Genomic DNA, 25,692 nt, shown 5'->3' on the forward strand with positions numbered 1-25,692 from the left:
ACCTATTGTCCTATGGAAGAAAAAGCCTGTTCCAAATCGGCTTTAAGATCCTCAATATCTTCCAAACCGACAGAGAGACGAATCAAATCCTGACCAACACCGGCAGCCTCTTGCTGTTCTGCCGTCAATTGCTGGTGGGTCGTACTTGCCGGATGGATAATCAAGGATTTCGTATCCCCGATATTTGCCAACAGAGAGAATATTTTAGTGGCATCGGTAACTTTTTTAGCTGCTTCAAACCCGCCTTTGACCCCGAAGGTCACCAATCCACTTTGCCCTTTTGGCAAATACTCCTGTGCCAAATCGTAATATTCACTACTCTTTAAACCTGGGTAATCCACCCATTCAACCTCTTCCCTACTTTCTAACCAGGTAGCCAACTCCAAAGCATTCTCACTATGTTGTTTAATGCGTACCGATAAGGTTTCCAAACCTTGAATGATCTGGAATGCATTGAACGGACTTAGCGCTCCACCAAAATCGCGCAACCCTTCCAAAATCAATTTAAAAGTAAATGCAGCTGCACCTAAGGCCTCGCTGTACACCAAGCCGTGATACCCTGCGGAAGGCTCGGTAAATTCAGGATATTTCCCGTTTGTCCAATCAAAAGTACCCGCATCGATTACGGCCCCACCCAAAGAGGTGCCTTGGCCTCCGATATATTTTGTCAACGAATGGATCACAAGGTTCGCCCCGTGTTCTATAGGATTCAACAAAGCCGGTGAAGCAACCGTATTATCGACGATAAATGGCACTTGGGCCGTTTTGGCCTGTTTTGAGATTTCCTTTAGATCCAATACGTCCAATTTTGGATTTCCCAAAGATTCCACAAAGATCGCCCTGGTGTTTTCCTGTATGGCTTTTCCGAAATTCCCAGGATCGGAGGCATCCACAAACGTAGTGGTAATCCCCAATCGCGGTAAGGTAACGTTCAATAAATTGAAGGTACCCCCATACAAACTGCCCGATGCCACAATATGATCCCCGGTTTTCAAGAGGGTCAATAAAGTAGTTGAAATGGCCGAAGTCCCCGAAGCAAACACCACGGCACCGATCCCGCCCTCAATGGCTGCCAATCTTTTCTGCAAAATTTCATTCGTCGGATTGTTCAACCGGGTGTAAATGAAGCCCAATTCGGCCAAGGAGAACAAATTCGCCGCATGATCGGTGTTATCGAATACATACGATGAAGTTTGATAAATAGGCACTGCACGGGTTCCACCTGTTTGTGTGGTGTCGTGACCGGCATGCAATGCGTTTGTTTTAAATTTTTGATTACCCATGATCTTAATTTGTTTTTGTTGTTGTTACTAAAATAAACCAAAACACGCGAATCCATGTTGCGGTGGGCAACGAGGATAATCAAAAAGTTATTAAGAAAGAGACAATTACATGAATGTAATTCGTTTCGTTATCTATTCTTGACCGATTCGGTGCTGTGACCCCGAAGCTTCGGGCAGCATCAAGATAGAATTTAGCACCTTCTTTACATTGGACGTAAAGGGTTGCTAAGGCTTCAAAGGGTCTATTCCCTCCACCTTTCTTGATAACAATTCAATTTGTGTTTGAACTTTGAACGGCAAATATAAGGCCGTGATTTTGTTTTATCCTAATTATTTTAAAATTATAATTCGAATGCCGATTTAACGGCCGCTACCATATCCAATTTTTCCCATGTGAACAATTCCACCTCCTTTTCGATCCTTCCATTATAGGGGGATTCAAAAATCTTGGTGATTTTTTGGGGTTCTTTACCCATGTGTCCGTAGGCCGCGGTTTCCAAATAAATAGGGTTACGCAGTTTTAGACGCTCTTCAATGGCAAAAGGGCGCATATCGAACAATCGTGAGACGATACTTGCTATTTCCCCATCGGAATGTGAAATATTGGATGTCCCGTAGGTGTTCACAAAAATGGATGTTGGTTCTACAACGCCGATGGCATAACTTACTTGCACTAAAATCTCATCGGATACTCCGGCTGCCACCAAATTTTTCGCAATATGACGGGCCGCATAGGCTGCACTTCGATCGACTTTACTGGGATCCTTGCCACTAAATGCCCCACCTCCATGGGCGCCTTTACCACCGTAGGTATCCACGATGATTTTTCTACCCGTAAGTCCGGTATCGCCGTGCGGACCACCGATCACGAACTTTCCGGTCGGATTGATGTGGTATTTTATTCGACCATCGAATAATGCCCGGTCACTCTCGGGCAATTGTGCAATGACCTTAGGCATCAAAATCGAAATGATGTCCGATTTGATTTTGGCAAGCATTTTATCGTCGTCCTTATCAAAGGCATCATGTTGGGTAGAAACCACGACGGTATCGATGCGTTGTGGTACATTGTCATCCGAATATTCGATAGTTACCTGGGCCTTGGCATCCGGTCTTAAATACGGGATCTCGGTCCCTTCCCTTCTTAAGGTCGCTAGGGTTTTCAATATTCTATGTGAGATATCCAATGCCAAAGGCATGTAATTCTCCGTTTCCTTGGTCGCATAACCGAACATCATGCCCTGGTCTCCTGCTCCTTGCTCTTCCTTGACCCCACGGTCTACGCCTTGGTTAATATCTTGCGACTGCTCATGGATCAAGGAAATAACCCCACAAGAATCCCCGCTGAATTGGTATTCCCCTTTCGTATAACCGATTTTATTAACGATATCCCTGGCGATGTTCTGAACGTCCAGATAAGTATCACTTTTCACTTCCCCGGCCAAAACCACCTGACCGGTAGTGACCATGGTCTCACACGCTACCTTACTTTCGGGATCAAAAGCCAAAAAACTATCCAATAATGCGTCGCTGATCTGATCGGCAACCTTGTCGGGATGCCCTTCACTTACGGATTCTGATGTGAATAAATATGCCATTTTCGATTTAATTTACAGGAGGAAACAAGAGAAAGATTGCGAAAAAGGCGAATATACCGAAAGACATCGGCTATTACTGCTTTAGCATTTTTACAATACCGAACAAACTACGGTATCCGGCTCCTTTTGGAACCAGGTCCTAAAGTATTTTTAGGACTATGAGGTTGCAATCAGTCAAATCTTTCCTCTCAAGATTGGGGACAAAGGTATGAAAATGTTTTCTTATTAATGTAATCAACCCGTAATTTTCAACCCATGATAAAAAAATTTCACGGAAACCCCAGGTAGGTATACAAGCCCTAAATGTCGTATTTGACCGTAAACAACACATATCTGGGCTGCACATAATACGATTGGGTGGTAAAGTAAAGTTCACTCGTGCTGTCCCTATTGAGTATGCCGGTATTGAATAGGTTGGTCCCTTTGATACCGAACTCCCACCGACTGTCTTTTTGTTGGTAGGTCAAATTCGAATCCATAAAGCTATACTTATTGTCTATGGTATCATCCTTATCGGTATAATTATAGAAATCATAATCTACGGTTAGGATGAAATTTTTCAAAAATGCGGCATCGAACCGAGCGTAGGGCCTATTCGTAAAATAGGTCGTCTCCCCTCCTCCGTTGTCATAATTGTTAACGGAATAACGATACCCCAATTCAAGATTGGGCGCATTCTTGAAATTGGTCGACAGGGCCCCGGTATAGCTTTGCGTAAACGAATTTGAAGTAAGCTGCTCATCATCTACCAGGTTATTGGTCGTAGACCAAGACAAACTGCCCCTTACCGAGCCTTTTATTTTACCAAAAGTACGCTCGTACCTACCATTCGCCGAAAACGATTCATCTTCAAAATCGGAATTGATCGTACTGCTAATTCGGTTGATCCCGACAATTTCAGCACTGCTTTTAAGTGCGTCAATTCTTTTCGTATAGGTCAGATTTCCGAAAATATTAGTGAAATTGAACATGTTAAAACTGAAAAAATTCAAGGACAGGTTGTGGTTTAGGGCACTTTCAAGATCCCTATTGCCTTGGTAGGCCGAATTATAGTCGTTCAGCACATAGGCCTGCGCGAATTTATTGACATCGGTAAAAGAACGGGTAACGCTATAGTTAAACCTTAAATTTTCCGACTTTTTCAATTGGGCATTGATATAGACATCCGGTAATACGGCGGTAAGGTCATCGGTAACCACGCTCCCCAATTGTTCGTTCTTAATATTGTACTGATGCAAGGAAAACCCGGGATTAAAAGTGAAAATTCCCGAAATCACCTTGTAATGAAAACCCAAATACAGATCCGATACGTTATAATCCACGTCGTTCTCATAATCGGAACCCTCCATATCCAAAGTACTGTCGTTATCAAGAATCTGAAAAATCGCCGAATTGAAATTCTGATGGCTCTGGGTAGTCCCAAGGGTAAAGTTCAAATTGCTTTTTAGTCCCGTTACAAAATAATAATCGACCTTGGCATCCAATTTGTTCGTGACGATATACTTCAGCTGATTCATATTGTATAACTCTTGGTCTTCGTCTACCGGAAAAAGATCGGTGAAAGCAAACTCACTACGGATCGCCTCATAAAAGGGATCTTCATCTTGATATAAATATTGGGCCTCTACAGCAAAGATATGCTTGTCATTCAACGTATAGTACAGGTTTAGATTTTGGTTCACCGCCAAGGGCTTCTGTTTTTTGGTCTCGGAAATCTCATCGGTTATATCCGAAACGGAAAGCACGTCAACGACCTCATTGTCGTCGGATTGTTTTAGGAGCACATCGTAATCCAATTGAAGATCGGTATTGGGCTTATACCTTGCACTGAATTTCGCAAGCCCCAAATGAACGGTCTGATCCGTATTTGTAGTTGCATTCTCGATTTCGTTACTGGAAATATATGTGGTACTTCTTTGTGATTTCATGAGGGTCCCGGTGTAGGAATAAATACCGAATCCACTTAAATCCAAGGTTTTCGTGGGGGCATAGCTAAAGTTCACTGCTGCAAATTTGGTATCTATTTCGTTCGCCCTGTTATTTTGGGCCGTAGACAGGCCTAAACCATCAGAGCCTATATCTATAGAGCTACCTCCCCTTGAATTGATACTTCGAAAGCCACCCGTAAAATTGCGGTAATCACTACGGGTAAAGGGCACCTCTCCCAAATTATTCAAATCCGTAATGATATTGATACTGTAGTCCGGACTATAATAAAATAACTTGGGGTGGGCCAAGTACCTATTATCGGGACCATAACCAGCGGTTAGCTCCCCAAACCAAAATTCCTTTTTACCTTCTTTCAATCGAATGTTCAGGGCCACATTATCATCATCATTCGTCAACCCCTTCATTTGCGATACTTCATTATAGTTCTTAAGTACCTCTACCTTGCTCAAGGCATTGGCAGGAATATTCTCAACCGCCAATTTGGAATCCCCATCGAAAAAATCCTTTCCTTCAACCATTACCTTGGATACGGTCTTCCCCTCTACCTCTATTTGACCATCATCATCAATTTCGATACCCGGTAGATTTTCGAGAACATCCTTCAACTTTTTCTCCGTGCCGGAAACGAAGGCATCCGTGTCATAGACTATGGTATCACCCTTTACCGAAACAGGCATTTCATAGGTCACCTCAACCTCATCCAAGGCCGCTGCCTGTTCATGCATAACAACATCCTTCACTGCATCTACCTCGTTAGGGGTAAACGTAAATGACTCGGTCCCAAAACCTAGATAACTTACTTTCACCGTATACTGAACCCCGGCTTTCAACTTTAATTTATATTGCCCGGCATGGTTGGTAATACCATAGGACTCCAAGCCTTTTGTAGTGGTATTTATGGCAATGACATTCGCCATATCCACACCGGTACCGGTACTGTCCTTTACAATTCCCGTTAAAGCGATTTCCTGGGCCGAACCAATAAAACATAGCACAAGAAAGGCTATTAAGGACAAAGTGTTTTTCATCTAAATATATTTTGATGGATAGAATTAAATGGATAGCATTAATATGAATACCGAAAAAGTAACTTTACGACCTGCCGCTTCCGGGTCCCCCACCCCTTCCGCCACGAAAGTTCTCGCGCATCTCTTTCATCTTCTCCCTAGAGATTTCATCGTATTCGGCCTGGGTTACCTTCTTACCTTTCTTTGGAGCCTTGATTTCTACCTTATCCTCAGGGTTGAGCTTTATTTTGGAGCAGATAATGGTGGTTACGTCATCACTAACGGCCAAAATGAGTCCGGGTAGACCCCAATAGTCCAAAGGCCCATTATTTACGGGTATTTCCGGGGTATACCATGCTACGATTTCAACCTCTTTCTCTATAAACTCCTCCTGCTTGTTCTCCTTATCCTCTTTGTTTGCAGTTTCCTCTGTGTTCGCGTCTTCCTTTTTAGCCTCATTTCGGTCGTCCCTATTTCTACGGAACAGAGCTTGCATATTAGGTCTTTTTACCACCCTGACCGCGGTTGCCTTATATGCCGTATAATTGCCGATTTGCCTGGACTCGCTTCCCAATTGCCAATTCAATTTTTCAAGAGCGTCATCAATTAAAAAAATCTTGCCGAAAAGTTCATTCTTGACCAGATACTTTTCTTCTTTTATGTTTTTATATAAATCCCCACCTGTGGACCCCATAGCTCCAAACCGAAAGCGTCTACCCCCATTATTACCTGGCTGTTCCAGTTTCTCAACCTCCTCGTATATCGATTCCGTAGCATTGAAAGAAAGCTCAAAGGTTTTTTCGTTCGCCCTTTTCATGCGCTCCAAAATTTCCTTCTTTCTGTCTTCCGGAATTTGCCTGTTCCCAAAATCCATATTCACTTGGGTTTTGCTTTCATACGTCGCTATCCCCTGAAAATCCTGGGAAATCCCACCATACATGGCAAAAACCATAAACAAAACAACTACAACTGTATTTTTCATCTACCGGACTATTGTTTTAAAGAACCATTGAACCAAAGCATTCGACCTTGTCATAAGATCTTATTCGCCAACAAGTGCTTTAAATTGATTTACACCCCATTGGACTCCACGAAATTCAGAAGGTTTAATATGTGCCCAAAAAAAATATCCTCCTTCCCATATTTTTTTCCCGATATTGACATAAAGTTTTTTACTTCCTATAGTTATCTTGTATATTGTACGCTCCTAAACTTATTTCAAAAACAATAATTAGAATACCTTATGCATATTGCCGTTGCAGGAAATATTGGCGCCGGAAAGACCACCTTGACCCGATTATTGGCCAAACACTACAAGTGGGAAGCCCATTTTGAAGATGTTGTCGACAATCCTTATCTGGATGATTTCTATAATCAGATGGAACGTTGGAGCTTTAATCTTCAGATTTATTTTTTAAACCATAGATACCGTCAAGTACTAAGCTTTAGGGAGAGTGGCAAGGACATCATTCAGGACAGGACCATTTACGAAGATGCCTATATTTTCGCCCCAAACCTACATGCGATGGGGCTGATGACCAATAGGGATTTCAAAAATTACTCGAGCCTCTTCGAACTTATGGAAAGCTTGGTACAACCCCCCGACCTTCTCATCTATCTGAGGAGCACGATACCCAATTTAGTCTCCCAAATACATAAACGTGGCCGGGATTACGAAAACACGATTTCGATTGACTACCTAAGTCGTTTGAACGAACGCTATGAGGCTTGGATCTATGGCTATGAAAAAGGGAAACTACTGATCATCGATGTGGACAATCTTGATTTTGTCGACAATCCTGAAGACCTAGGGGAAATCCTGAATAAGATCGATGCCGAAATCAACGGTTTATTCTAAGTACTGATAAAAATGGTCAATTGCCTGCTTGCAAGCACCTCAAACCTTTACGGAGGCACTTATTTAAGTTATCTGTTTGACAGGTTAGCGGCGTTGTTTCAATCCACTGAAGAAATTATTTTCATCCCCTATGCCCGGCCTGGGGGTATTTCCCATGATGCCTATACCGAACTGGCTGCTTCCGCATTTGGGAAAATCGGAAAAAAAGTAGTAGGCCTCCATACCTTTGATGACCCTAAAGCCGCTCTGGAAACAGCCCAGGGTTTATTTACCGGAGGGGGCAACTCTTTTGTACTTGTCAATGACCTTTACCATCTTGATCTTATGACGCCCCTAAGGCAGGCTATTTTAAACGGAACCCCTTATTTAGGCACCAGTGCCGGCAGTAATATTGCCGGCCCCACGGTCAAGACCACCAATGACATGCCCATTGTTTACCCGCCCAGTTTTGACAGTTTGGGAATCATCCCGTTCAATATCAATCCGCACTACCTTGATCCCGACCCAACCTCAACCCACAAAGGGGAAACCAGGGAAACACGTATCAAAGAATTCCACCAATTCAACAACACTCCGGTTATCGGCTTGCGTGAAGGCAGTTGGATCCGAGTACAAAACGAAGAAACGACACTTCAAGGAGCCCAACTTAACGCCCGTATTTTCGAAAAAGGAAAAGAGGCCTATGAAATACCGGAAGGCACATCGCTGAAATTTCTTGGATAAGGAAAAAGTCCATTGATTATAATCCCCTTCAAAAATAGGCTACCCTTCTTTAAACAAACACCTCACTCTTTCAACGCTATATTCCACGCATTGAAACAGGCCCTTTACGCAATATCGATTTTTGGAACAAGGGATAAACCGTAGATTCATTCCAAACATTAAGCAAGCCAAAAAACCGACTGTATCAATTCCGGATACCGATACAATGGACTTGCAACCCTTGTATAACCGCTCCTTTCATTGGAAGGACCTAAAATTTCGAATGATGAAACCAAAAAAATATCCCCAAAGGGATTTAAACAAAAACAGCGGACTCTATTTTGTTATAGGACTAATCATGGTCATGGCCCTGACCTATTTTGCTTTCGAATGGAAAACCTACGACAAACCCCATTACTTTACCGAGACCCTAAACAATCCTGATGAACTGCTTGAAGAATTGCCGCCATTCATCACGTTGGATGTACCCCCTCCGCCTCCTGCCCCAATAATTCCTGAAATCATCCAAGTAGCGGAAAACGATGACCCTGTACCGGAAACAGTTATTGAATCATTGGAAAGTGACCCTGATAGGGAAATCTTGGAAGTCAGCGACATTGATATCATCGAAGACCCTGTCGATATGCCACCTGTTCCTTTTTCAGTAATAGCGGATGTACCTGTTTTTCCCGGATGTGAAAATGCCACCGATAAACGGGCGTGCTTTCAAGAACAAATGAACAAACACATTCGAAAAAACTTTAGGTATCCCGATATTCCATTGGAAATGGGCATCCAGGGTAAGGTATATATGCAATTCATCATTCAGACCGATGGAAGTATCGGAAACATACAGCAAAGAGGTCCGGATAAATATTTGGAAGCAGAAGCTGTTCGCATCATCGAACTTTTACCGAAAATGCAGCCCGGCAAACAACGGGGAATAGCCGTAAAGGTCCCCTTCAGCATACCGATTAATTTTAAACTCCGATAAACCAAAAAAACAACAAACCCTGACGGCTTACCATCAGGGTTTGTTTATACAAATAGATGTCTTGGGTTACTATTCCGCTATAACCTCTTCAACTTCTTTTTCTACTTTGATACGTATATCGGAATCAGCTCCTTTAAACGCCTCTACTTTAGCTTTAACCTCTTCTTCGGTACCCGTGAACACTTCTTCAGAAACAGTCTTTTCGCCATTTAGGGTTTCGGTGGTAGTTACAGTGGCATTAACCGTACCGTCATCATTCTTCTTCATTTCTACCCTGACCTCTTTACGGACTTCCTGCGCCACCATTTCAGTATTCGATTTTTGCCCATTATAGGCCGTCAAGGTATCTGCAGATATGGCTATACTAGGGGCAATTACCAAAGCTACCACGGACATTAATTTCAAAAGAATGTTCAAGGAAGGACCTGAAGTATCTTTAAAAGGATCACCGACGGTATCCCCAACAACAGCCGCCTTATGGGCATCCGTTCCTTTTCTGCCATCCGATTCGATCATTTTTTTGGCATTATCCCAAGCACCACCGGCATTGGATTGGAAAATGGCCATGAGTACCCCACAGGTTGTAACCCCTGCCAGTAGTCCTCCCAACATCTCAGCCCCTCCGATAAAACCAATGGCAACAGGAACGGCTATGGCCAATAAACCTGGTAGTACCATTTCTTTGATCGATGCTTGAGTTGAGATTGCCACACATTTGTCATATTCTGCCAAACCATCCGCCTCATCAAATATCGCCCTTTGTTCTGGTGTTGCTTTTGTCATATCCGAATCAACCGCCCTCATGACTTCCAATGCTGCTTTCAATTGCGGAATATCCCTGAATTGACGCCTTACCTCTTCGATCATTGCCATAGCGGCCCGCCCAACGGCATTCATGGATAATGCCGAAAAGACAAATGGCAACATACCTCCGACCAATAGTCCGGCCATTACAGTAGGCTTGGAAACATCAATAGCGGAAACATTCGCAACTTTCATAAAGGCAGAGAACAGGGCCAAAGCCGTTAATGCGGCTGAAGCGATTGCAAAACCTTTTCCAATTGCGGCCGTTGTATTACCTACAGCATCCAATTTATCGGTACGTTCTCGAACTTCACTTGGCAATTCGGCCATTTCAGCAATACCACCGGCGTTATCGGATATGGGTCCGTAGGCATCAACAGCCAATTGTATACCCGTATTGGCCAACATACCAACGGCAGCGATGGCGATACCATATAATCCGGCAAAATGGAAGGAAACCACAATCGCGATGGCGATCAATAATATAGGAATCATTGTGGACATCATACCGACACCCAACCCAGCAATAATATTAGTCGCTGCACCAGTCTCTGATTGACGCACAATAGAGTTTACAGGTTTTGTACCAGTACCAGTATAATATTCAGTTATTTTACCTACACCCAAACCGGCGATCAATCCGGCCAAGGTTGCCCAGAAAATACCCATAGCCCCACTTGGAAGACCTTCAACAGTCTCTGGGATCATTGCAGTGATAATAAAATAAGAGGCTACAACCATCAGTCCGGCAGAACCAAATTCACCGATATTCAGTGCGGTTTGGGGATTTCCCCCATCTTTGACCTTAACGAAAAATGTTCCGATGATAGACATTACGATTCCGACCGCAGCGAGTACCAATGGTAAATACACGGCTCCCAAACCAGCGAAATCAGGGGTAATTATAAACGCCCCCAACACCATGGTACCGATGATAGATCCCACATAGGATTCGAACAAATCGGCTCCCATACCGGCAACATCACCAACATTATCCCCAACATTATCCGCAATGGTAGCAGGGTTTAATGGGTGGTCCTCAGGAATACCGGCCTCTACCTTACCGACCAAGTCGGCCCCGACGTCAGCCGCTTTTGTGTAAATACCACCTCCAACACGGGCAAATAATGCTATAGAGGATGCCCCCAAAGAAAATCCGGACAACACATTCAGCACCAGCGCCAAGTTTTCCGCACCTGGCCATATATTTTGATAAACCATAAAAAGTCCACTAAGACCCAAAACTCCAAGTCCGACGACCCCAAGTCCCATCACGGAACCACCGGCAAATGCAACTTCAAGGGCTTTTCCCAAGGAGTTTCTAGCCGCCTGCGTTGTTCTTACATTTGCCTTAGTCGCTACTCTCATGCCGATAAATCCGGCCAGAGCAGAACAAATGGCACCGACAATAAATGAGACGGCCACCATACCGTGGGACCCCACTTCATTGCTTCCTTTGAAATAAAGGAGAATGGCTACGGCAATTACGAAGATTGCGAGTACTTTGTACTCCGATTTTAGAAAAGACATTGCCCCATCGGCAATATTCTTGGCAATCCTTGCCATTTTTGCATCACCAACTTCTTGTTTGGAAACCCACATATTCTTGACGAATACGAACAATAAGCCCAAAATTCCAAAGGCAGGTAAGAACTTCACTAATAAATCCATTTTTACAGTAATTTAAGTTTTTAAAATACTGGCAAAAGTAGTGAATATTGATAAAAAAAATAGCTTTTCAATATTGAAAAGCTATTTTAAATACGCTTAAATTAAGGTTTAAATAGTGAACGTCCGTTTTTTCTTATGCTCACTGTTTTCATAGCGCTCAACGCACTCATGATAAATTTGAATAGCCTCTTTGGAATCGCCCCAACCGCCTACATCGACTTTTTTCTCTTCCAGGTCCTTATACACTTGGAAGAAATGTTCTATTTCCTTTAATCTATGTGGATTAACATCCATGATATCGTTTCGTTTACTCCATATCGGGTCTGAAATGGGCACACAGATAATTTTTTCATCGGGGCCTTTTTCATCGGTCATATGAAAAACCCCTATAGGTTTGACCTCTACCACCACCATGGGGAAAGTAGGTTCGGTACACAAAACCAATACATCCAAGGGATCTTTGTCCAAGGCCAAGGTTTCAGGAACAAACCCGTAATCACCTGGGTACATCATTGACGAAAACAAGGTTCGATCAAATCGAATTTTATTTAAGGTAAAATCATATTCATATTTATTTCTACTTCCCTTGGGTATTTCAATCAGTACATCAAAAGTGACGGTTGGTTTTTTACTCATAATTTAATTTTTTTCTTCAACAAAGATATTCAAAAGATTGAATTAGCTTTTGTACATTCCTTAAAATACCTTTAAAAATGAAATCCGAATTCCCCCGTTACACTAAACCTTCTTGCGTCCGGATTTTCGAAATAATTACCCCTAAAATTAAAATCTATCCTAAAAAACTTCAGGATATTACCCACACCTACCGAATATTCATAATATACTTTTTTATTCGGGGCCTGTAAGATAATATTGGTCGGGGAGCTTAAATCAATATTCCCTTGGGACAATTCGCCCCAAACCCCTCTTAATCCGACAAGCTCCCTTAAGTTCAGTTTACGGATCAGGGGTATCCTTGAAAACAACCTTCCATTAAAGTTATGTTCCAAATGCAAGGACGTATAGGTATCTGTAACGAACTCGTAAAAATCAAGATTGGGAAAAGTATTATAAATCGTAAACAAGGTCTGGTTCCCCGGCACTACATTCAAAAGACTTAAGGGCACCTCCCCAAAAGTCTTCCCTATTTCAATGGTGCTCTTTAGCCGACCAAAGCCACCCAGCTGCCAGGGTTGACTATACGAGAATTGCAATTTACTATAATTGAAATCACTTTCGAGAAATCCTTCGAAACCTCTTGTATAATTCAACAATAAGGTACTATAGGTATCATTGATCTCCCTTCGCTCCACTCCGTATCCAATGGTTCTTTTCCCTGGGGTATAAACGACCATGGTATTCACATCGAATTGTTTTACTTCCGAAGATATACCCGTGGGCGAATCCGGATCTACATAATCGAGATTAAAGGCATCGGGCAAGGCGGAACTCAAGGTCCTGAAAGAGCTACCGACCAGAACCCTAAGGTTCGTTACGGGCTCTATGTCGAAATTTATCGTACTTAAATTGATATTGGTAAGCCTATCGTTAGATCCCACGGTCAACACCGAAGAAGAGGCTATGCTCCGCCCCATCACATCATTGGTGGCGGTTAAACTAAGCCCCAATTGTTCCACATCGCGTCGATTTCCTCCCGAGACGATCAACCTGCTTTTTTTATCCAATAGCCATTTACCGGAAAAGCCATATTTTACCTTTTTATCCAAAAAGCCATAAGCCACGTACCCTTCCAACCGCCAAGGGTCATTTTGACCGAAATAGGTCCTCGCACCTCCCCTGAACCGAACCCCTTCCGCATCGTTGTAACCAAAAACACTATAGATGTCCCCGAGATCGAGATTCCATTTATCTATCTCAACATATCCTGAACCCAATATACTTACTATATTATAAATGGATTTGAATTTAGGGACGGTCTTGAGGGTATCCAACAATTGGTACACCCCTTTTTCATCCTTGTTCAAAGCCTCCAACCTATTGTTCTGCCAAAAAACACTATCCCTATTCAGTACGATGGGATCGAATTCACTACTTTTCACCTTATAGAATTCCTTGGGCCGGGGCATATTGAACCGATAATCCCCATAAACGGTGGTTCTTTTGCCGTACACCCCTTTTGAATCCTCTTTTTTCCTTAAACTGAAATCGGTCAACATATAATCCCGTTGCAATAGGAAAACCGAGTCATTGACCACCTCAAAATCCTGTTCAATATAGATTTCCTTGACCCAGTTGATATTGGCACTTTTGGTTACTTCAAGGTTGATGTTCTTGATCGCATACGTAGAATCGTTTACCCAAAAATCGCCCTTAAAGGTCAATTCATTCTTACGCCGTGGGTAATAGGTAATATTGTAACACCATTTATTGTCTATGAAAGCACTGTCCCTTAAAACATAATTATAGGTATCTATTCCGGTTTTCGAAAGTGGACTGGTAAAGCTCTTGTCAAAGAACTTCAGGTAATTGTCATATATATCGTAATCTTGGTACAGATCTTCGACAAATGCAATAATGGCCTGGTTGTTTTCAAAACCGGAGTTTTTGTTGCCCAGCACATCTTCCTTTTCCACATTCTGTATATTATCCCCATATACTTTAGAAAACGTTTCGTTCAGGAATATGGGAAGATAGGTTTTACCGGTTATACGCGAGGTATCCAGATCCTGGAAGACGAACTCCATTCCCTTAAAGATTTTCTTCTTCATAAGGGCACTATCAATGGTATTGAGATCGAATTCTACCTTTTCATATTTATCGTATTGGTATTGTTTGAATTTCCGCAACCCATTGACCCGCTTTTTAGCCCATATTTTTCGTAGAATATCGATTGCAGGGTTATTCTTTTTGGGTTGTTTACCCCCAAAAACGACGACCTCCCCGAGCTGCTCACTCGACTCCAACAATACTATCCGCAGTTTATAATTCACCCTTGCGGGCAACATGATCTCTTGTGTCTCAAAACCCATATAGGACACCACCAAAACATCATAAGTTGTATCGGACTCTAAATAAAAATTACCGTTTTCATCGGTTACCATACCCTCGGTAGAACCCTTAAAAAGAATATCGGCAAAAGGAATTGGCTCACCGAATTCATCGACAACCTTACCCTCGACCTTGGTTTGGGATAGGGCCACAATGGTAAAAAACATGAAAAAAGGAAAAAAGAATCTATTCATTTACTACATCTATTCAATTTCGCATTGCGATAAGACATGGCCCAATCAAAAAAAGCTCCGCCAACACTTGGTCGGAGAAGCTTAATTTCCTTTACAATTCCGTACTTCTTTATTTATAAAGAACCTTTTTAACGGCTTTTATGACATCTTCTTTGTTCGGCAACCACTCCGCCAACAAAACTGGAGAATACGGTGCAGGGGTATCTGCAGTATTTATTTTCTGAATCGGTGCATCCAAATAATCAAAAGCGTTATTCTGCACATGGAACGTAATTTCAGTAGCGACATTACCAAATGGCCATGCTTCCTCTAAAATGACCAAACGATTCGTTTTCTTAACCGACTTCAAGATCGCATCATAATCCAATGGCCTTACCGTGCGCAAGTCAATGATCTCACAGCTAATACCTTCCTTGGCCAAATCATCAGCGGCTTTATCGGCTTCTTTTATGATCTTACCAAAAGAGACTATGGTGACATCGGAACCTTCCCTTCTTATATCGGCAACACCTAAAGGAATCGTATACTCTCCTTCGGGCACTTCACCTTTATCCCCGTACATTTGCTCAGATTCCATGAAGATCACCGGGTCATTATCGCGAATGGCCGACTTCAATAACCCCTTGGCATCTGCGGGATTGGAAGGAACAACCACTTTTAATCCCGGGCAATTTGCAAACCAACTCTCCAAAGCCTGTGAATGCGTCGCCCCCAATTGACCTGCAGAACCTGTTGGTCCTCTAAAAACGATGGGGCAACTGAATTGGCCACCTGACATTTGTCTGATTTTCGCAGCGTTGCTGATAATCTGATCGATACCGACCAATGAAAAGTTAAAGGTCATGAATTCGATAATGGGCCTATTACCTGTTAACGTAGAACCCACCCCGATACCGGAGAAACCCAACTCGGAGATAGGCGTATCAATAACACGTTCAGGACCAAATTCGTCCAACATACCTTTTGAAGCCTTGTAAGCGCCATTGTACTCTGCAACTTCCTCACCCATTAAATAAATGGACTCGTCCCTTCTCATTTCCTCGGACATGGCCTCTGCTATGGCTTCCCTAAACTGTAATGTCTTCATCTAAATACTTTTATTTTATAGTTTTCGCTACGGATAAAACGAAAACAAAAATAGGAAATTATATATCAATTTATAGACCTATGGAAGTAAAAAAACAACAAATTTTACTATGCATGCATAGTATTTTTGAAAAAGAATACCTATCTTAGCTTAATTCTTTCAAAGACTTGAAAAACATTACATTTATGAAAATTCTAGTTTGCATAAGCAACGTTCCCGACACGACGTCCAAGATCAATTTCACGGATGACGATACCAAATTCGACACCAATGGGGTGCAATTTGTCATAAATCCCTACGATGAATTCGGGCTTACACGCGCCATGTGGTTCAAAGAAAAACAAGGGGCGACAGTACATGTAGCCACCGTTGGTGGGCCTGGTGCCGAACCCACCATACGAAAAGCCCTTGCTATCGGAGCCGATGAAGCCATCCGCGTAAATGCAGAACCTACCGACGGATTCTTTGTTGCCCAGCAATTGGCGGAAATCGTAAAAAATGGAGGATATGACCTTATCATAGCAGGAAGGGAATCCATTGACTATAACGGCGGCATGGTACCCGGTATGTTGGCCACCCTTTTAGGTCTAAATTTCGTGAACACCTGTATAGGTCTCGAGATAGACGGCAACAATGTTATCGCTACCCGCGAGATCGATGGGGGAAAGGAAAAATTAGGAACCACCCTCCCTTTGGTGATCGGAGGTCAAAAAGGATTGGTCGAAGAGAGCGATTTGCGCATACCCAATATGCGGGGTATCATGATGGCAAGAAAAAAAGCTTTGAACGTGGTAGAACCCATTGACGCCACAGTGGCGACCAACGATGTGAAATTTCAACGACCCGCTCCAAAAGGAGCCGTTAAACTCGTTGATGCGGACAATGTGGAAGAATTGATAACCCTTTTACACAACGAGGCCAAAGTGATCTAATGGCCACTCAAATGATTCGGGACAACCCCAAAACCATTAATCCATAACACCTTCCTGTAGCAAATCCAGGAAACAATTTTAAAAAATATGTCAGTTTTAGTATATACAGAATCGGATAACGGCAAATTCAAAAAAAACGCTTTTGAGGTAGCTTCCTATGCCTATGAGGTTGCCAAGCAATTGGGAACTACCGCAACGGCCATTGCAATCCAAGCCAATGACCATGGGAGTTTGGGACAATATGGCATTTCAAAAGTCTTGAAGGTCACCAACGACCAACTGGCCGTCTTCAATGCCAAGGCATATGCCGATGCAATCGTACAAGCCGCTAACCAGGAAAGCGCACAGGTCATCATAGTCAGCTCAAGTTCGGATTCAAAATACCTTGCCCCGATCATCGCGGCCAAACTGAAAGCCGGCTATATCGCCAATGTTGTTTCCGTACCTGAGGGCACCAGCCCTTTTATCGTTAAAAGAACCGTTTTTAGCAACAAAGGTTTTGCCCAGTCCCAAATAGATACCGACATAAAGGTCCTAGGCCTATTGAATAATTCATTCGGCTTGGTCGAGAACAGCACCACGGCAAGTATCGAAGCATTCGCACCCACCCTGGAAGAGGCTGATTTTGCCGTAAAATCGATCGAGATCGACAAAGTTGTCGGCAAGGCCACCATTGCGGATGCCGAAATTGTAGTTTCCGGCGGTCGCGGCCTTAAAGGTCCTGAAAATTGGGGTATGATCGAAGAACTGGCCGAGGTACTGGGTGCTGCCACCGCATGTTCAAAACCCGTTTCGGATATGGGATGGAGACCCCATAGCGAACACGTGGGACAAACGGGAAAACCCGTAGCCAGTAATCTTTACATCGCCATTGGTATTTCCGGTGCCATACAGCATTTGGCCGGCGTGAGCTCTTCCAAAATAAAAGTAGTCATCAATACAGATCCGGAAGCTCCCTTTTTCAAGGCTGCAGATTACGGCATTGTAGGGGATGCCTTTGAAGTTGTCCCTAAACTCATCGAAAAATTAAGGGAATTTAAAGCCCAAAACGCTTAATTTTTGTTAATTTGCGCATCTAAGAGCTGTTCAATGGATTGGCCATGCTTTTAATTTGAACAGCCCTTTGTGGTTTATAACAGCCTATGAGTTTAGTACGATTGAAAATAAAGGGGATTTCCTATAGCCAAACCCAAAATGGCGCTTATGCCCTTATATTGAACGAGGTAGACGGAGACCGTAAGCTTCCTATAGTCATCGGAGCGTTTGAGGCACAATCGATTGCCATTGCCCTTGAAAAGGAAATTAAGCCTCCAAGACCTTTGACGCACGATCTTTTCAAGAATTTTGCGGACCGGTTCGATATTGTGGTAAAACAGGTCATCATCCATAAATTGGTTGATGGGGTATTTTACTCCAGCATTATTTGTGAACGGGATAAGATCGAGGAAATAATAGATGCCAGGACCAGCGATGCCATTGCTTTGGCCCTACGCTTCAATGCCCCAATATTTACTTATAAGACCATCCTTGACAAAGCCGGGATATTTTTAAAATTCACCTCCAAGGAAAGCGAAAAAGACAAAAGTGACGACAGTATCATGGTCGATGAGATCCTTCAAGAAGGGGAAACCGTTGAAATAGACCAAGGAGCAAGCGATGCATTTACGGAATTGACCATAGACGAATTGAATAAAGAGTTGGAAAAGGCAGTTGCCAACGAAGACTACGAAAAAGCAGCCAAAATAAGGGATGAAATATCAAAACGCAATTAAACGAAAATAAGCATTCTATAATATGAGAAAAAATTATTGGATGCTTTTTCCAGTACTTCTACTATCCTTAACTTCCTTCGCACAAATCGATGTCGCACAAGATACCTTGGTATCGGCAGTTATGGAATCTGCAATAATCAACCCATCGGAAACTACCCAACAAGCCAGTGAAATCATTCCAAACGCAGGCTTTTCAACCCAAAGTTTATGGCGGGGTATTTTGGGGATGATTTCCCTTATCCTGATTTCCTTTGTATTCAGCGCCAATAAAAAGGCCATTAATTGGAAGACCGTAGGTATGGGGCTAAGTATCCAGGTATTGCTGGCCATAGGCATTTTACAAGTCCCTTTTATTCGAAAGATCTTTGAATTCCTGGGAATGATTTTCAACGAACTCTTGAATTTCACTTTAGCAGGCAGCGAATTCATTCTAGGCAATCTTCTTAATCTTGACAATCCGAACATCGGATATATTTTTGCCTTTCAAATACTGCCAACCATAATATTCTTCTCAGCACTGACATCCGTTTTGTTCTATTTGGGGATCATCCAAAAAATAGTAAAAGGCTTGGCATGGTTACTCACCAAATCTTTAGGCATTTCAGGGCCGGAAAGCCTCTCTGTTGCCGGTAATATTTTCTTGGGCCAGACCGAATCACCCCTAATGATCAAGGCTTACTTGGAAAAAATGAATAAGTCGGAAATACTTTTGGTAATGATTGGTGGCATGGCCACGGTTGCCGGAGGTGTTTTAGCGGCATATATTGGCTTTTTAGGAGGAAACGACCAACAATTAAGGCTCGAATTCGCCAGACACCTTATTGCGGCTTCCGTAATGGCCGCACCAGGTGCAATCGTAATTTCAAAAATATTATACCCGCAAACCGAATCGGTAAATACCGACGTATCCGTTTCCTCAGAAAAAATCGGTGCGAATCTTCTTGATGCCATAGCCAATGGGACTACCGAGGGATTAAAATTGGCCGTAAACGTCGGTGCCATGCTTTTGGTTTTCGTGGCTTTTATCGCCATGATCAACGGTATCTTAGGATGGGTCGGTGACATGACCACCTTGAACGAATGGATTGCCGCAAATTCATCATACCAGGCATTTTCCTTGGAATCTATCCTTGGGACCATTTTCGCCCCTTTAATGTGGTTAACCGGGGTACAATCCGAGGATATTATGCAGATGGGACAGTTATTGGGCATTAAATTGGCCGCAAGTGAGTTTGTAGGGTATATCCAATTGGCAGAATTGAAGAATATTGCCAACGCTACCCACTTCACATACAACAAGTCTGTCATCATGGCGACCTATATGTTATGTGGATTTGCCAATTTCGCCTCTATCGGAATACAGATCGGAGGCATTGGATCATTGGCACCGGGACAACGCAAAACGCTTTCCGAATTTGGAATGAGAGCCGTACTTGGCGGTTCTATTGCTTCCTTGCTTTCCGCTACGATTGCAGGAATGATCTTAGGGTAACCTTGGGCAATCCACCCACCCCCCGTACCGCAACGCACAGTAAAGGGAAGATTCCAATACCGTGACCCAGTTATGCATCGTTAATAAAATGTAATAACTCCAAGGACGAGACCTTTGACCCGTAAACATTATCCATTTACCTTTACCCCATTATGAAACAATACCACGATTTATTAAAACAGGTGCTGCAAAACGGCTGCCAAAAAGGCGACCGGACAGGAACAGGGACTTTGAGTGTTTTCGGACACCAAATGCGTTTTGACCTTAGTGAAGGGTTTCCCATGGTAACCACTAAAAAATTACATTTAAAATCGATAATCCACGAACTTTTATGGTTTTTAAAAGGGGACACCAATATTGCGTATCTGCAAGAAAATGGAGTGCGTATTTGGAATGAATGGGCTGATGACAACGGGGATTTAGGCCCCGTATACGGACACCAGTGGCGCAATTGGAACAATGAAGGGATAGATCAGATCAAAGAGATCGTACATAGTTTAAAACACAATCCGAACAGCAGGAGAATGTTGGTATCCGCTTGGAATCCCAGCGTACTCCCCGATACCTCCAAATCCTTTGCCGAAAATGTTGCCAACGGGAAAGCTGCCCTCCCCCCCTGTCATGCTTTCTTCCAATTTTACGTCGCAAATGGCAAATTATCATGTCAACTTTACCAACGTAGTGCGGATATTTTTTTAGGAGTACCCTTTAATATTGCCTCCTATGCCCTGTTTACTTTGATGATGGCACAAGTTTGCGGCTATCAACCCGGGGAGTTCATACACACCTTCGGTGATGCCCACATTTACAACAATCATATGGAACAGGTTGAATTACAATTAAGCCGGGAACCAAGACCATTGCCAAAAATATGGATCAACCCGGAGGTAAAAGACATTTTTGATTTCAAGTTTGAAGATTTCACCTTGACCGATTATGACCCGCACCCCCATATTAAAGGGACCGTGGCCATATGATCAAAAAAATCCTACCATAAAAAAAGGCGCAAAAGTCCACACTTTTGCGCCTTTTTTTTGATTTTATCTTTCAATCACTATAGCTCCAAAACCGCATTTTCAGTTCCGGCGTAATCGTTCCATTGGTATCCATCGGCCTCTGTTTCATTTACATAGGTTCCATCTACCAAATATCTAAATTCATAGGTATTCTCCTTAGGAAGGTCAAACGTGCCCTTAAAAGTTCCATTTTTCAATTTTTTCAATGGACTCCCTTTGGGGTTCCAGTTGTTGAAATCCCCAACAACGGTAACTTTCTTGGCATCTTCGGCCGGTACGGTAAAAGTCACTTTACATACTGGCTTTGTTTTTAAATATTTTTTTGCGATTCCCATAACGTGAACAATTTAAATTCAACACAAAATTAACGCAATAAACACCTCATAACCAATGATTAATGTCATTTTTGTGATTTTCTTAATATATAGGACACATTTAGCACTGCATCTCAAAAACCTAGCATGTTAATTACTATGTAAGTAACGCCTATCGCGTTTTAAACCCCATTGCATACGACCCAATCCCCATTCCGTGGTATTGATTAAAAAGCACACCTGTTACCTTTTCCATATTGTAACCCAGTATCCTATTATACCTTATGCAATCGAATAACCCATGATTTTTTTCAAATCAATTTGGCTACATTAATAGTTTTGTGCCTACTTTTCACAAGGAATCGGCAAAATATTGTAAGCAGTAAGTGATACCCTTTGTTTTGGGATATCCCCTGAACATCGAAATGTACATGGAATAATTCCACACCTACCCAAAATCCAATATAGGTCAAATGCCGTATCTTTGTACCTAAAGATAGCTGTTGGTATGTTTAAGAAAGACAAAAAGCAATCGGAAGTGAATTTGGAACAGCATGACCTGCTGGAAACGGCCCAAGCACGTATCAAACAAAAGAAGAGGCTTTATGAACATTTTGTCCTATTCTTGATTGGTAGCGTTTTCTTAATCCTTATCAATAAAATACTGAAATTCGGAGTTGAATATGATTGGTTTATTTGGGCCATTACCATTTGGGGCTTTTTGTTTGCCATCCATGTTTTCAACGTTTTCGTGACCCAAAAATTCATGGGAAAGGATTGGGAAAGACAACAGCGTGAAAAACTCGTTTTAAAACAAAAACAAAAAATAGCCGAAATCCAAAAAGAAATCGAAACGGACTTTCCCCTTTCAAAAATCAACAAAAAAGAAATATAGAACACTCGATAAAAAGAGGCTTTATTCATCAAAATATTGATCGGTCTACTTTTTGTAGCTTATTAACCTTAAAACCAATAAAGGTGCAGACCATAACCATGATAGCCGCCGTGGGCGAAAACAATGCTTTGGGCAAAGACAATGACCTACTTTGGCATCTTCCCGATGATTTCAAACGTTTTAAACAACTTACCACGGGACATTGTATCATAATGGGAAGAAAGACTTTTGAGAGCTTTCCAAAACCGTTGCCGAATAGGACCCATATCATCGTTACCAGGGACAAAAATTACACTACGGCCCATAAGGAATGCTTGGTAACCCATTCCTTAACGGATGCCATTTCCCTATCCCATGAAGACAATTGCCCCTTTATCATAGGTGGAGGAGAAATCTATAAACAAGGTGAACAGTTCGCCCATGTGATGGAAATCACCAAAGTGCACTCCGATTTTGAGGCCGACACCTTTTTTCCCGATATCGATGAAACGGTTTGGCAATTAACAAAGTCGGTTTATCACCCCAAAGACGAAAAGCACGACCATGCCTTCACCTATTTGACCTATCATAGAAAATAATCGATTTAAAAATCGAAGTATGCCACTTCAAGGGAAGGGCCATAACCCGCTAAAAAACCCTGAAGGATTTTTACATCGGCATTTGTTATGAATCGGTGTATGGGGTTTTCAACGGTATCGGCCAACAAATCATTCTTAATCAAAATTGCCTTGGTTTGTCGGGCCACCGCCTCTCCGGAATCTATTATCCGTACATGTTCAGGTAATATCTTTTTTAAGACTGGTAGTAAATACGGGTAATGGGTACATCCCAAAACCAAATAATCGATCCCCGCAGCGATCATTGGGTCGAGATATTTTTCCAATAAGGCCCTTGTTTCAGGAGCATCCATTCGACCGCTTTCTATCAATGGGACCAAACCGGTTCCTACCTGTTCGTAAATACGTATTTCTTCTGCGTGATTCTCTGCGGTATTATGGAAGAGAAGACTTGATAAGGTTCCCTTCGTGGCCAACACCCCTATCTTTTTCGACTTCGATCGTAAAGCCGCCGGCTTAATGGCCGGTTCAATACCGATAAAAGGCAAATGATAATGGGCACGTAGATAGTCTATCGCATTTGTGGTGGCCGTATTACAGGCCACCACAATGAGTTTACACCCTTTTTTTATCAGGAATTCGGTATTTTTTATACACAATTGGATGATTTCATCCTTTGATTTCTCGCCATAGGGGGCATTTTTACTATCGGCTAAATAAACGGTAGGCTCATGGGGCAGTAAGGCATTGATCTCTTTCCAAATGGATAACCCTCCCACGCCAGAATCAAAAATACCAATGGGATGCTTGTCCATAATACCTACAATAAATTACTCCAATACTTTTGAAATCGGATTTCCTATAGTACCGCTAGGAAAGGAAATATCCAATAAAGCCGAAATGGTCGGTGCCACATCGGAAATCTCCGTCCGCGTTGTCGTACTCCCGTTTTTTATACCCTTACCATAAAAAAGCAACGGCACATGGGTATCATAGATCTGTGGCGAACCGTGGGTAGATCCCGTAATCGAATAGCTGATCACCCCTGGCTTTAAAACCATAAGAATATCCCCGGAACGTTTAAGGTTGAAACCGTTCTGTAAAATATAAGGAATCCCTTCGGTATATTCATTTTCCCACATTTGTTCGGCCGTATACACTCTATCGATATCGCTATAACCCAATAATTCCCTTGCTATTTCTTCCTCAACATCCCCAATATTCAAATCAAGGTTTTTAATGATGTCATGGTCAAGAAACATTTGATGGTTTGAGATATTCTTCACGATATCGGTCGTACCATACTTATATTTAAGGAATTCGTCGAATTTCGATTGAAGCACATCCTTATCCATATAACCAGCAGGTATTTTTAGATCCTGTAAATACGTCGGCACATTGATCGCCGCATGGTCTGCAGTTAGGAAAAAGACATATTCATTTTCGCCTACCTTTTTATCCAGGGCCTCGAGCAAACGGGCCAAATCCTTATCCAATCTAAGATAGGTATCCTCGACTTCCTTTGAATTGACACCGAATTTATGTCCGACATAATCCGTACTGGAAAAACTCACGGCCAAGAAATCGGTAATTGCATCCCCCCCTAAATCCTCACCTTCCAAGGCAGCGATGGCAAAATCAGCGGTTAGGCTATTTCCATAAGGGGTCGACTTGATCAGGTCGAACGCTCCATTGTCTTCCCATAAGGTTGGCAGATCATGGGGGAAGGTCGGTGTGACCTCTCCCTCGAACAAGCCTTCATACGCATTATTGTCCGAACCGCTTTCCAAATAAGCACTTATATCCTTTAAGGTGGTCCATGGCTTTTTATAACTTTCTGCACTATCGGAGGCATTGAAATCGTTGACCCATTTTGGCAATTCATCCATATAGAAAGAACTGGTTATCCAATTGCCCTCATTCTTACCATAAAACCAATAAGCCCCATTAGCCGTATGTCCGCCGGGCAAAATCGCCCCCCTATCCTTTAGGGCGACCGCAATGGTCTTACCCCTAAGTTGGGTATGTAACCGCAATTGATCCGTCACGGTAGTGACCAACATCCTGTGGGGCGACATTTTACCGGCATCCGAAGCGGTCCCTACGGAAGTATAACTGTCATCAGACGCACAATATACCGATTTGTCGAGTTCCTTGTCGTACCAATCATTGGCAATGATACCATGGGTTGCGGGAGTTGTTCCCGTATATACCGAGGCGTGTCCGGGACCGGTATAGGTCGGGGCATAGTTAAAATGATTGTTCTTGCAATTGAACCCATTATCGATCAAGCGTTTAAAACCACCCTCCCCATACTGATCCCAAAAACGGGTCAGATAATCATACCGCATTTGATCTACGACGACGCCAACCACCAATTTGGGCTTTGTCGACGAATATTCGGTATTTTCGATGGTATTGGCTACCGTTCTTTTGTTCTTTGATTTTTTTTGCGCTGAAGTGTCAAACGTGTTGAAGATTACTAAAACCAGTAGTAAAATCAGGGAAACTCTATTCTTGTACATTTATGGAAAAATTGATACTACAAAAATATATA

21 protein-coding genes and 1 riboswitch are annotated in these 25,692 nt (G+C 42.6%); of the genes, 10 read left to right on the plus strand and 11 right to left on the minus strand.

The annotated features are described in order from the left end of the window. Positions 1 to 2: 2 nt before the first annotated feature. From PHU20_RS17790 to PHU20_RS17805, 4 genes are all read right to left on the minus strand, one after another. Positions 3 to 1,283: an O-acetylhomoserine aminocarboxypropyltransferase/cysteine synthase family protein gene (locus PHU20_RS17790; RefSeq protein ID WP_274826761.1), complete on the minus strand. Its 1,281-nt coding sequence runs from the start codon at positions 1,281 to 1,283 to the stop codon at positions 3 to 5. 153 nt (positions 1,284 to 1,436) lie between these two features. After that, positions 1,437 to 1,553, minus strand: a riboswitch (SAM riboswitch). Between the two features lie 71 nt (positions 1,554 to 1,624). Next, the gene (gene metK / locus PHU20_RS17795) at positions 1,625 to 2,881 is read right to left on the minus strand and encodes a methionine adenosyltransferase (RefSeq protein ID WP_274826762.1); all 1,257 of its coding nucleotides are present in this window, start codon (positions 2,879 to 2,881) and stop codon (positions 1,625 to 1,627) included. Between the two features lie 299 nt (positions 2,882 to 3,180). Next, positions 3,181 to 5,859: a TonB-dependent receptor gene (locus PHU20_RS17800; protein WP_274826763.1), complete on the minus strand. Its 2,679-nt coding sequence runs from the start codon at positions 5,857 to 5,859 to the stop codon at positions 3,181 to 3,183. A 64-nt stretch (positions 5,860 to 5,923) separates the two neighbouring features. Then, positions 5,924 to 6,820 (minus strand): GLPGLI family protein, encoded by an 897-nt coding sequence (locus tag PHU20_RS17805; protein WP_274826764.1) that lies wholly within the window; start codon positions 6,818 to 6,820, stop codon positions 5,924 to 5,926. A 261-nt stretch (positions 6,821 to 7,081) separates the two neighbouring features. On the opposite strand from PHU20_RS17805, the gene PHU20_RS17810 reads away from it, so the two are divergent. The 3 genes from PHU20_RS17810 to PHU20_RS17820 all read left to right on the plus strand — a co-directional run bounded on the left by PHU20_RS17810 (position 7,082) and on the right by PHU20_RS17820 (position 9,392). Then, positions 7,082 to 7,696, plus strand: a complete 615-nt coding sequence (locus tag PHU20_RS17810; RefSeq protein WP_274826765.1) for a deoxynucleoside kinase — start codon at positions 7,082 to 7,084, stop codon at positions 7,694 to 7,696. Positions 7,697 to 7,708: 12 nt separating this feature from the next. Beyond that, a complete protein-coding gene (gene pepE / locus PHU20_RS17815) occupies positions 7,709 to 8,419 on the plus strand; it encodes a dipeptidase PepE (protein WP_274826766.1) in 711 nt (236 codons plus the stop codon). A gap of 262 nt (positions 8,420 to 8,681) precedes the next feature. Then, positions 8,682 to 9,392 carry an energy transducer TonB gene (locus PHU20_RS17820; protein WP_338040898.1) on the plus strand — a complete coding sequence of 237 codons (711 nt, stop codon included), beginning with the start codon at positions 8,682 to 8,684 and terminating at the stop codon, positions 9,390 to 9,392. Between the two features lie 69 nt (positions 9,393 to 9,461). Here the strand turns inward: PHU20_RS17820 and PHU20_RS17825 are convergent, their stop codons facing one another. From PHU20_RS17825 to PHU20_RS17840, 4 genes are all read right to left on the minus strand, one after another. Beyond that, entirely contained in the window at positions 9,462 to 11,867 is a 2,406-nt protein-coding gene (locus PHU20_RS17825) for a sodium-translocating pyrophosphatase (protein WP_274826767.1), read from the minus strand. A 108-nt stretch (positions 11,868 to 11,975) separates the two neighbouring features. Next, on the minus strand, positions 11,976 to 12,503 hold the full coding sequence (locus tag PHU20_RS17830) for an inorganic diphosphatase (RefSeq protein WP_274826768.1): 528 nt from the start codon (positions 12,501 to 12,503) through the stop codon (positions 11,976 to 11,978). A 71-nt stretch (positions 12,504 to 12,574) separates the two neighbouring features. After that, positions 12,575 to 15,070, minus strand: coding sequence for a DUF5686 family protein (locus PHU20_RS17835; RefSeq protein ID WP_274826769.1), 2,496 nt, complete (start codon positions 15,068 to 15,070; stop codon positions 12,575 to 12,577). A 109-nt stretch (positions 15,071 to 15,179) separates the two neighbouring features. After that, positions 15,180 to 16,157 (minus strand): pyruvate dehydrogenase complex E1 component subunit beta, encoded by a 978-nt coding sequence (locus PHU20_RS17840; RefSeq protein ID WP_274826770.1) that lies wholly within the window; start codon positions 16,155 to 16,157, stop codon positions 15,180 to 15,182. 185 nt (positions 16,158 to 16,342) lie between these two features. Between PHU20_RS17840 and PHU20_RS17845 the strand changes: the two genes are divergently transcribed. From PHU20_RS17845 to PHU20_RS17865, 5 genes are all read left to right on the plus strand, one after another. Beyond that, positions 16,343 to 17,089 (plus strand): electron transfer flavoprotein subunit beta/FixA family protein, encoded by a 747-nt coding sequence (locus PHU20_RS17845; RefSeq protein ID WP_274826771.1) that lies wholly within the window; start codon positions 16,343 to 16,345, stop codon positions 17,087 to 17,089. Positions 17,090 to 17,176: 87 nt separating this feature from the next. Continuing rightward, a complete protein-coding gene (locus PHU20_RS17850) occupies positions 17,177 to 18,145 on the plus strand; it encodes an electron transfer flavoprotein subunit alpha/FixB family protein (RefSeq protein ID WP_274826772.1) in 969 nt (322 codons plus the stop codon). Positions 18,146 to 18,231: 86 nt separating this feature from the next. Further along, positions 18,232 to 18,861 (plus strand): bifunctional nuclease family protein, encoded by a 630-nt coding sequence (locus tag PHU20_RS17855; protein WP_274826773.1) that lies wholly within the window; start codon positions 18,232 to 18,234, stop codon positions 18,859 to 18,861. A gap of 121 nt (positions 18,862 to 18,982) precedes the next feature. Then, a complete protein-coding gene (locus PHU20_RS17860) occupies positions 18,983 to 20,353 on the plus strand; it encodes a NupC/NupG family nucleoside CNT transporter (RefSeq protein ID WP_420828689.1) in 1,371 nt (456 codons plus the stop codon). 152 nt (positions 20,354 to 20,505) lie between these two features. After that, on the plus strand, positions 20,506 to 21,330 hold the full coding sequence (locus tag PHU20_RS17865; RefSeq protein WP_274826775.1) for a thymidylate synthase: 825 nt from the start codon (positions 20,506 to 20,508) through the stop codon (positions 21,328 to 21,330). A gap of 77 nt (positions 21,331 to 21,407) precedes the next feature. Here the strand turns inward: PHU20_RS17865 and PHU20_RS17870 are convergent, their stop codons facing one another. After that, positions 21,408 to 21,704 carry an isoamylase early set domain-containing protein gene (locus PHU20_RS17870; RefSeq protein WP_274826776.1) on the minus strand — a complete coding sequence of 99 codons (297 nt, stop codon included), beginning with the start codon at positions 21,702 to 21,704 and terminating at the stop codon, positions 21,408 to 21,410. Positions 21,705 to 22,191: 487 nt separating this feature from the next. Between PHU20_RS17870 and PHU20_RS17875 the strand changes: the two genes are divergently transcribed. Both PHU20_RS17875 and PHU20_RS17880 read left to right on the plus strand, forming a co-directional pair. Continuing rightward, entirely contained in the window at positions 22,192 to 22,578 is a 387-nt protein-coding gene (locus PHU20_RS17875) for a 2TM domain-containing protein (RefSeq protein WP_274826777.1), read from the plus strand. Between the two features lie 83 nt (positions 22,579 to 22,661). Continuing rightward, positions 22,662 to 23,156, plus strand: a complete 495-nt coding sequence (locus PHU20_RS17880; RefSeq protein WP_274826778.1) for a dihydrofolate reductase — start codon at positions 22,662 to 22,664, stop codon at positions 23,154 to 23,156. Between the two features lie 5 nt (positions 23,157 to 23,161). Here the strand turns inward: PHU20_RS17880 and murI are convergent, their stop codons facing one another. Both murI and pafA read right to left on the minus strand, forming a co-directional pair. Continuing rightward, positions 23,162 to 23,950 carry a glutamate racemase gene (gene murI / locus PHU20_RS17885; RefSeq protein WP_274826779.1) on the minus strand — a complete coding sequence of 263 codons (789 nt, stop codon included), beginning with the start codon at positions 23,948 to 23,950 and terminating at the stop codon, positions 23,162 to 23,164. Positions 23,951 to 23,965: 15 nt separating this feature from the next. Continuing rightward, complete coding sequence (gene pafA / locus PHU20_RS17890; RefSeq protein ID WP_274826780.1) at positions 23,966 to 25,660, minus strand: alkaline phosphatase PafA; 1,695 nt, start codon at positions 25,658 to 25,660, stop codon at positions 23,966 to 23,968. Positions 25,661 to 25,692 lie beyond the last annotated feature (32 nt).

It is taken from the genome of Maribacter polysaccharolyticus (assembly GCF_028882255.1).
Lineage (GTDB): Bacteria > Bacteroidota > Bacteroidia > Flavobacteriales > Flavobacteriaceae > Maribacter_A > Maribacter_A polysaccharolyticus.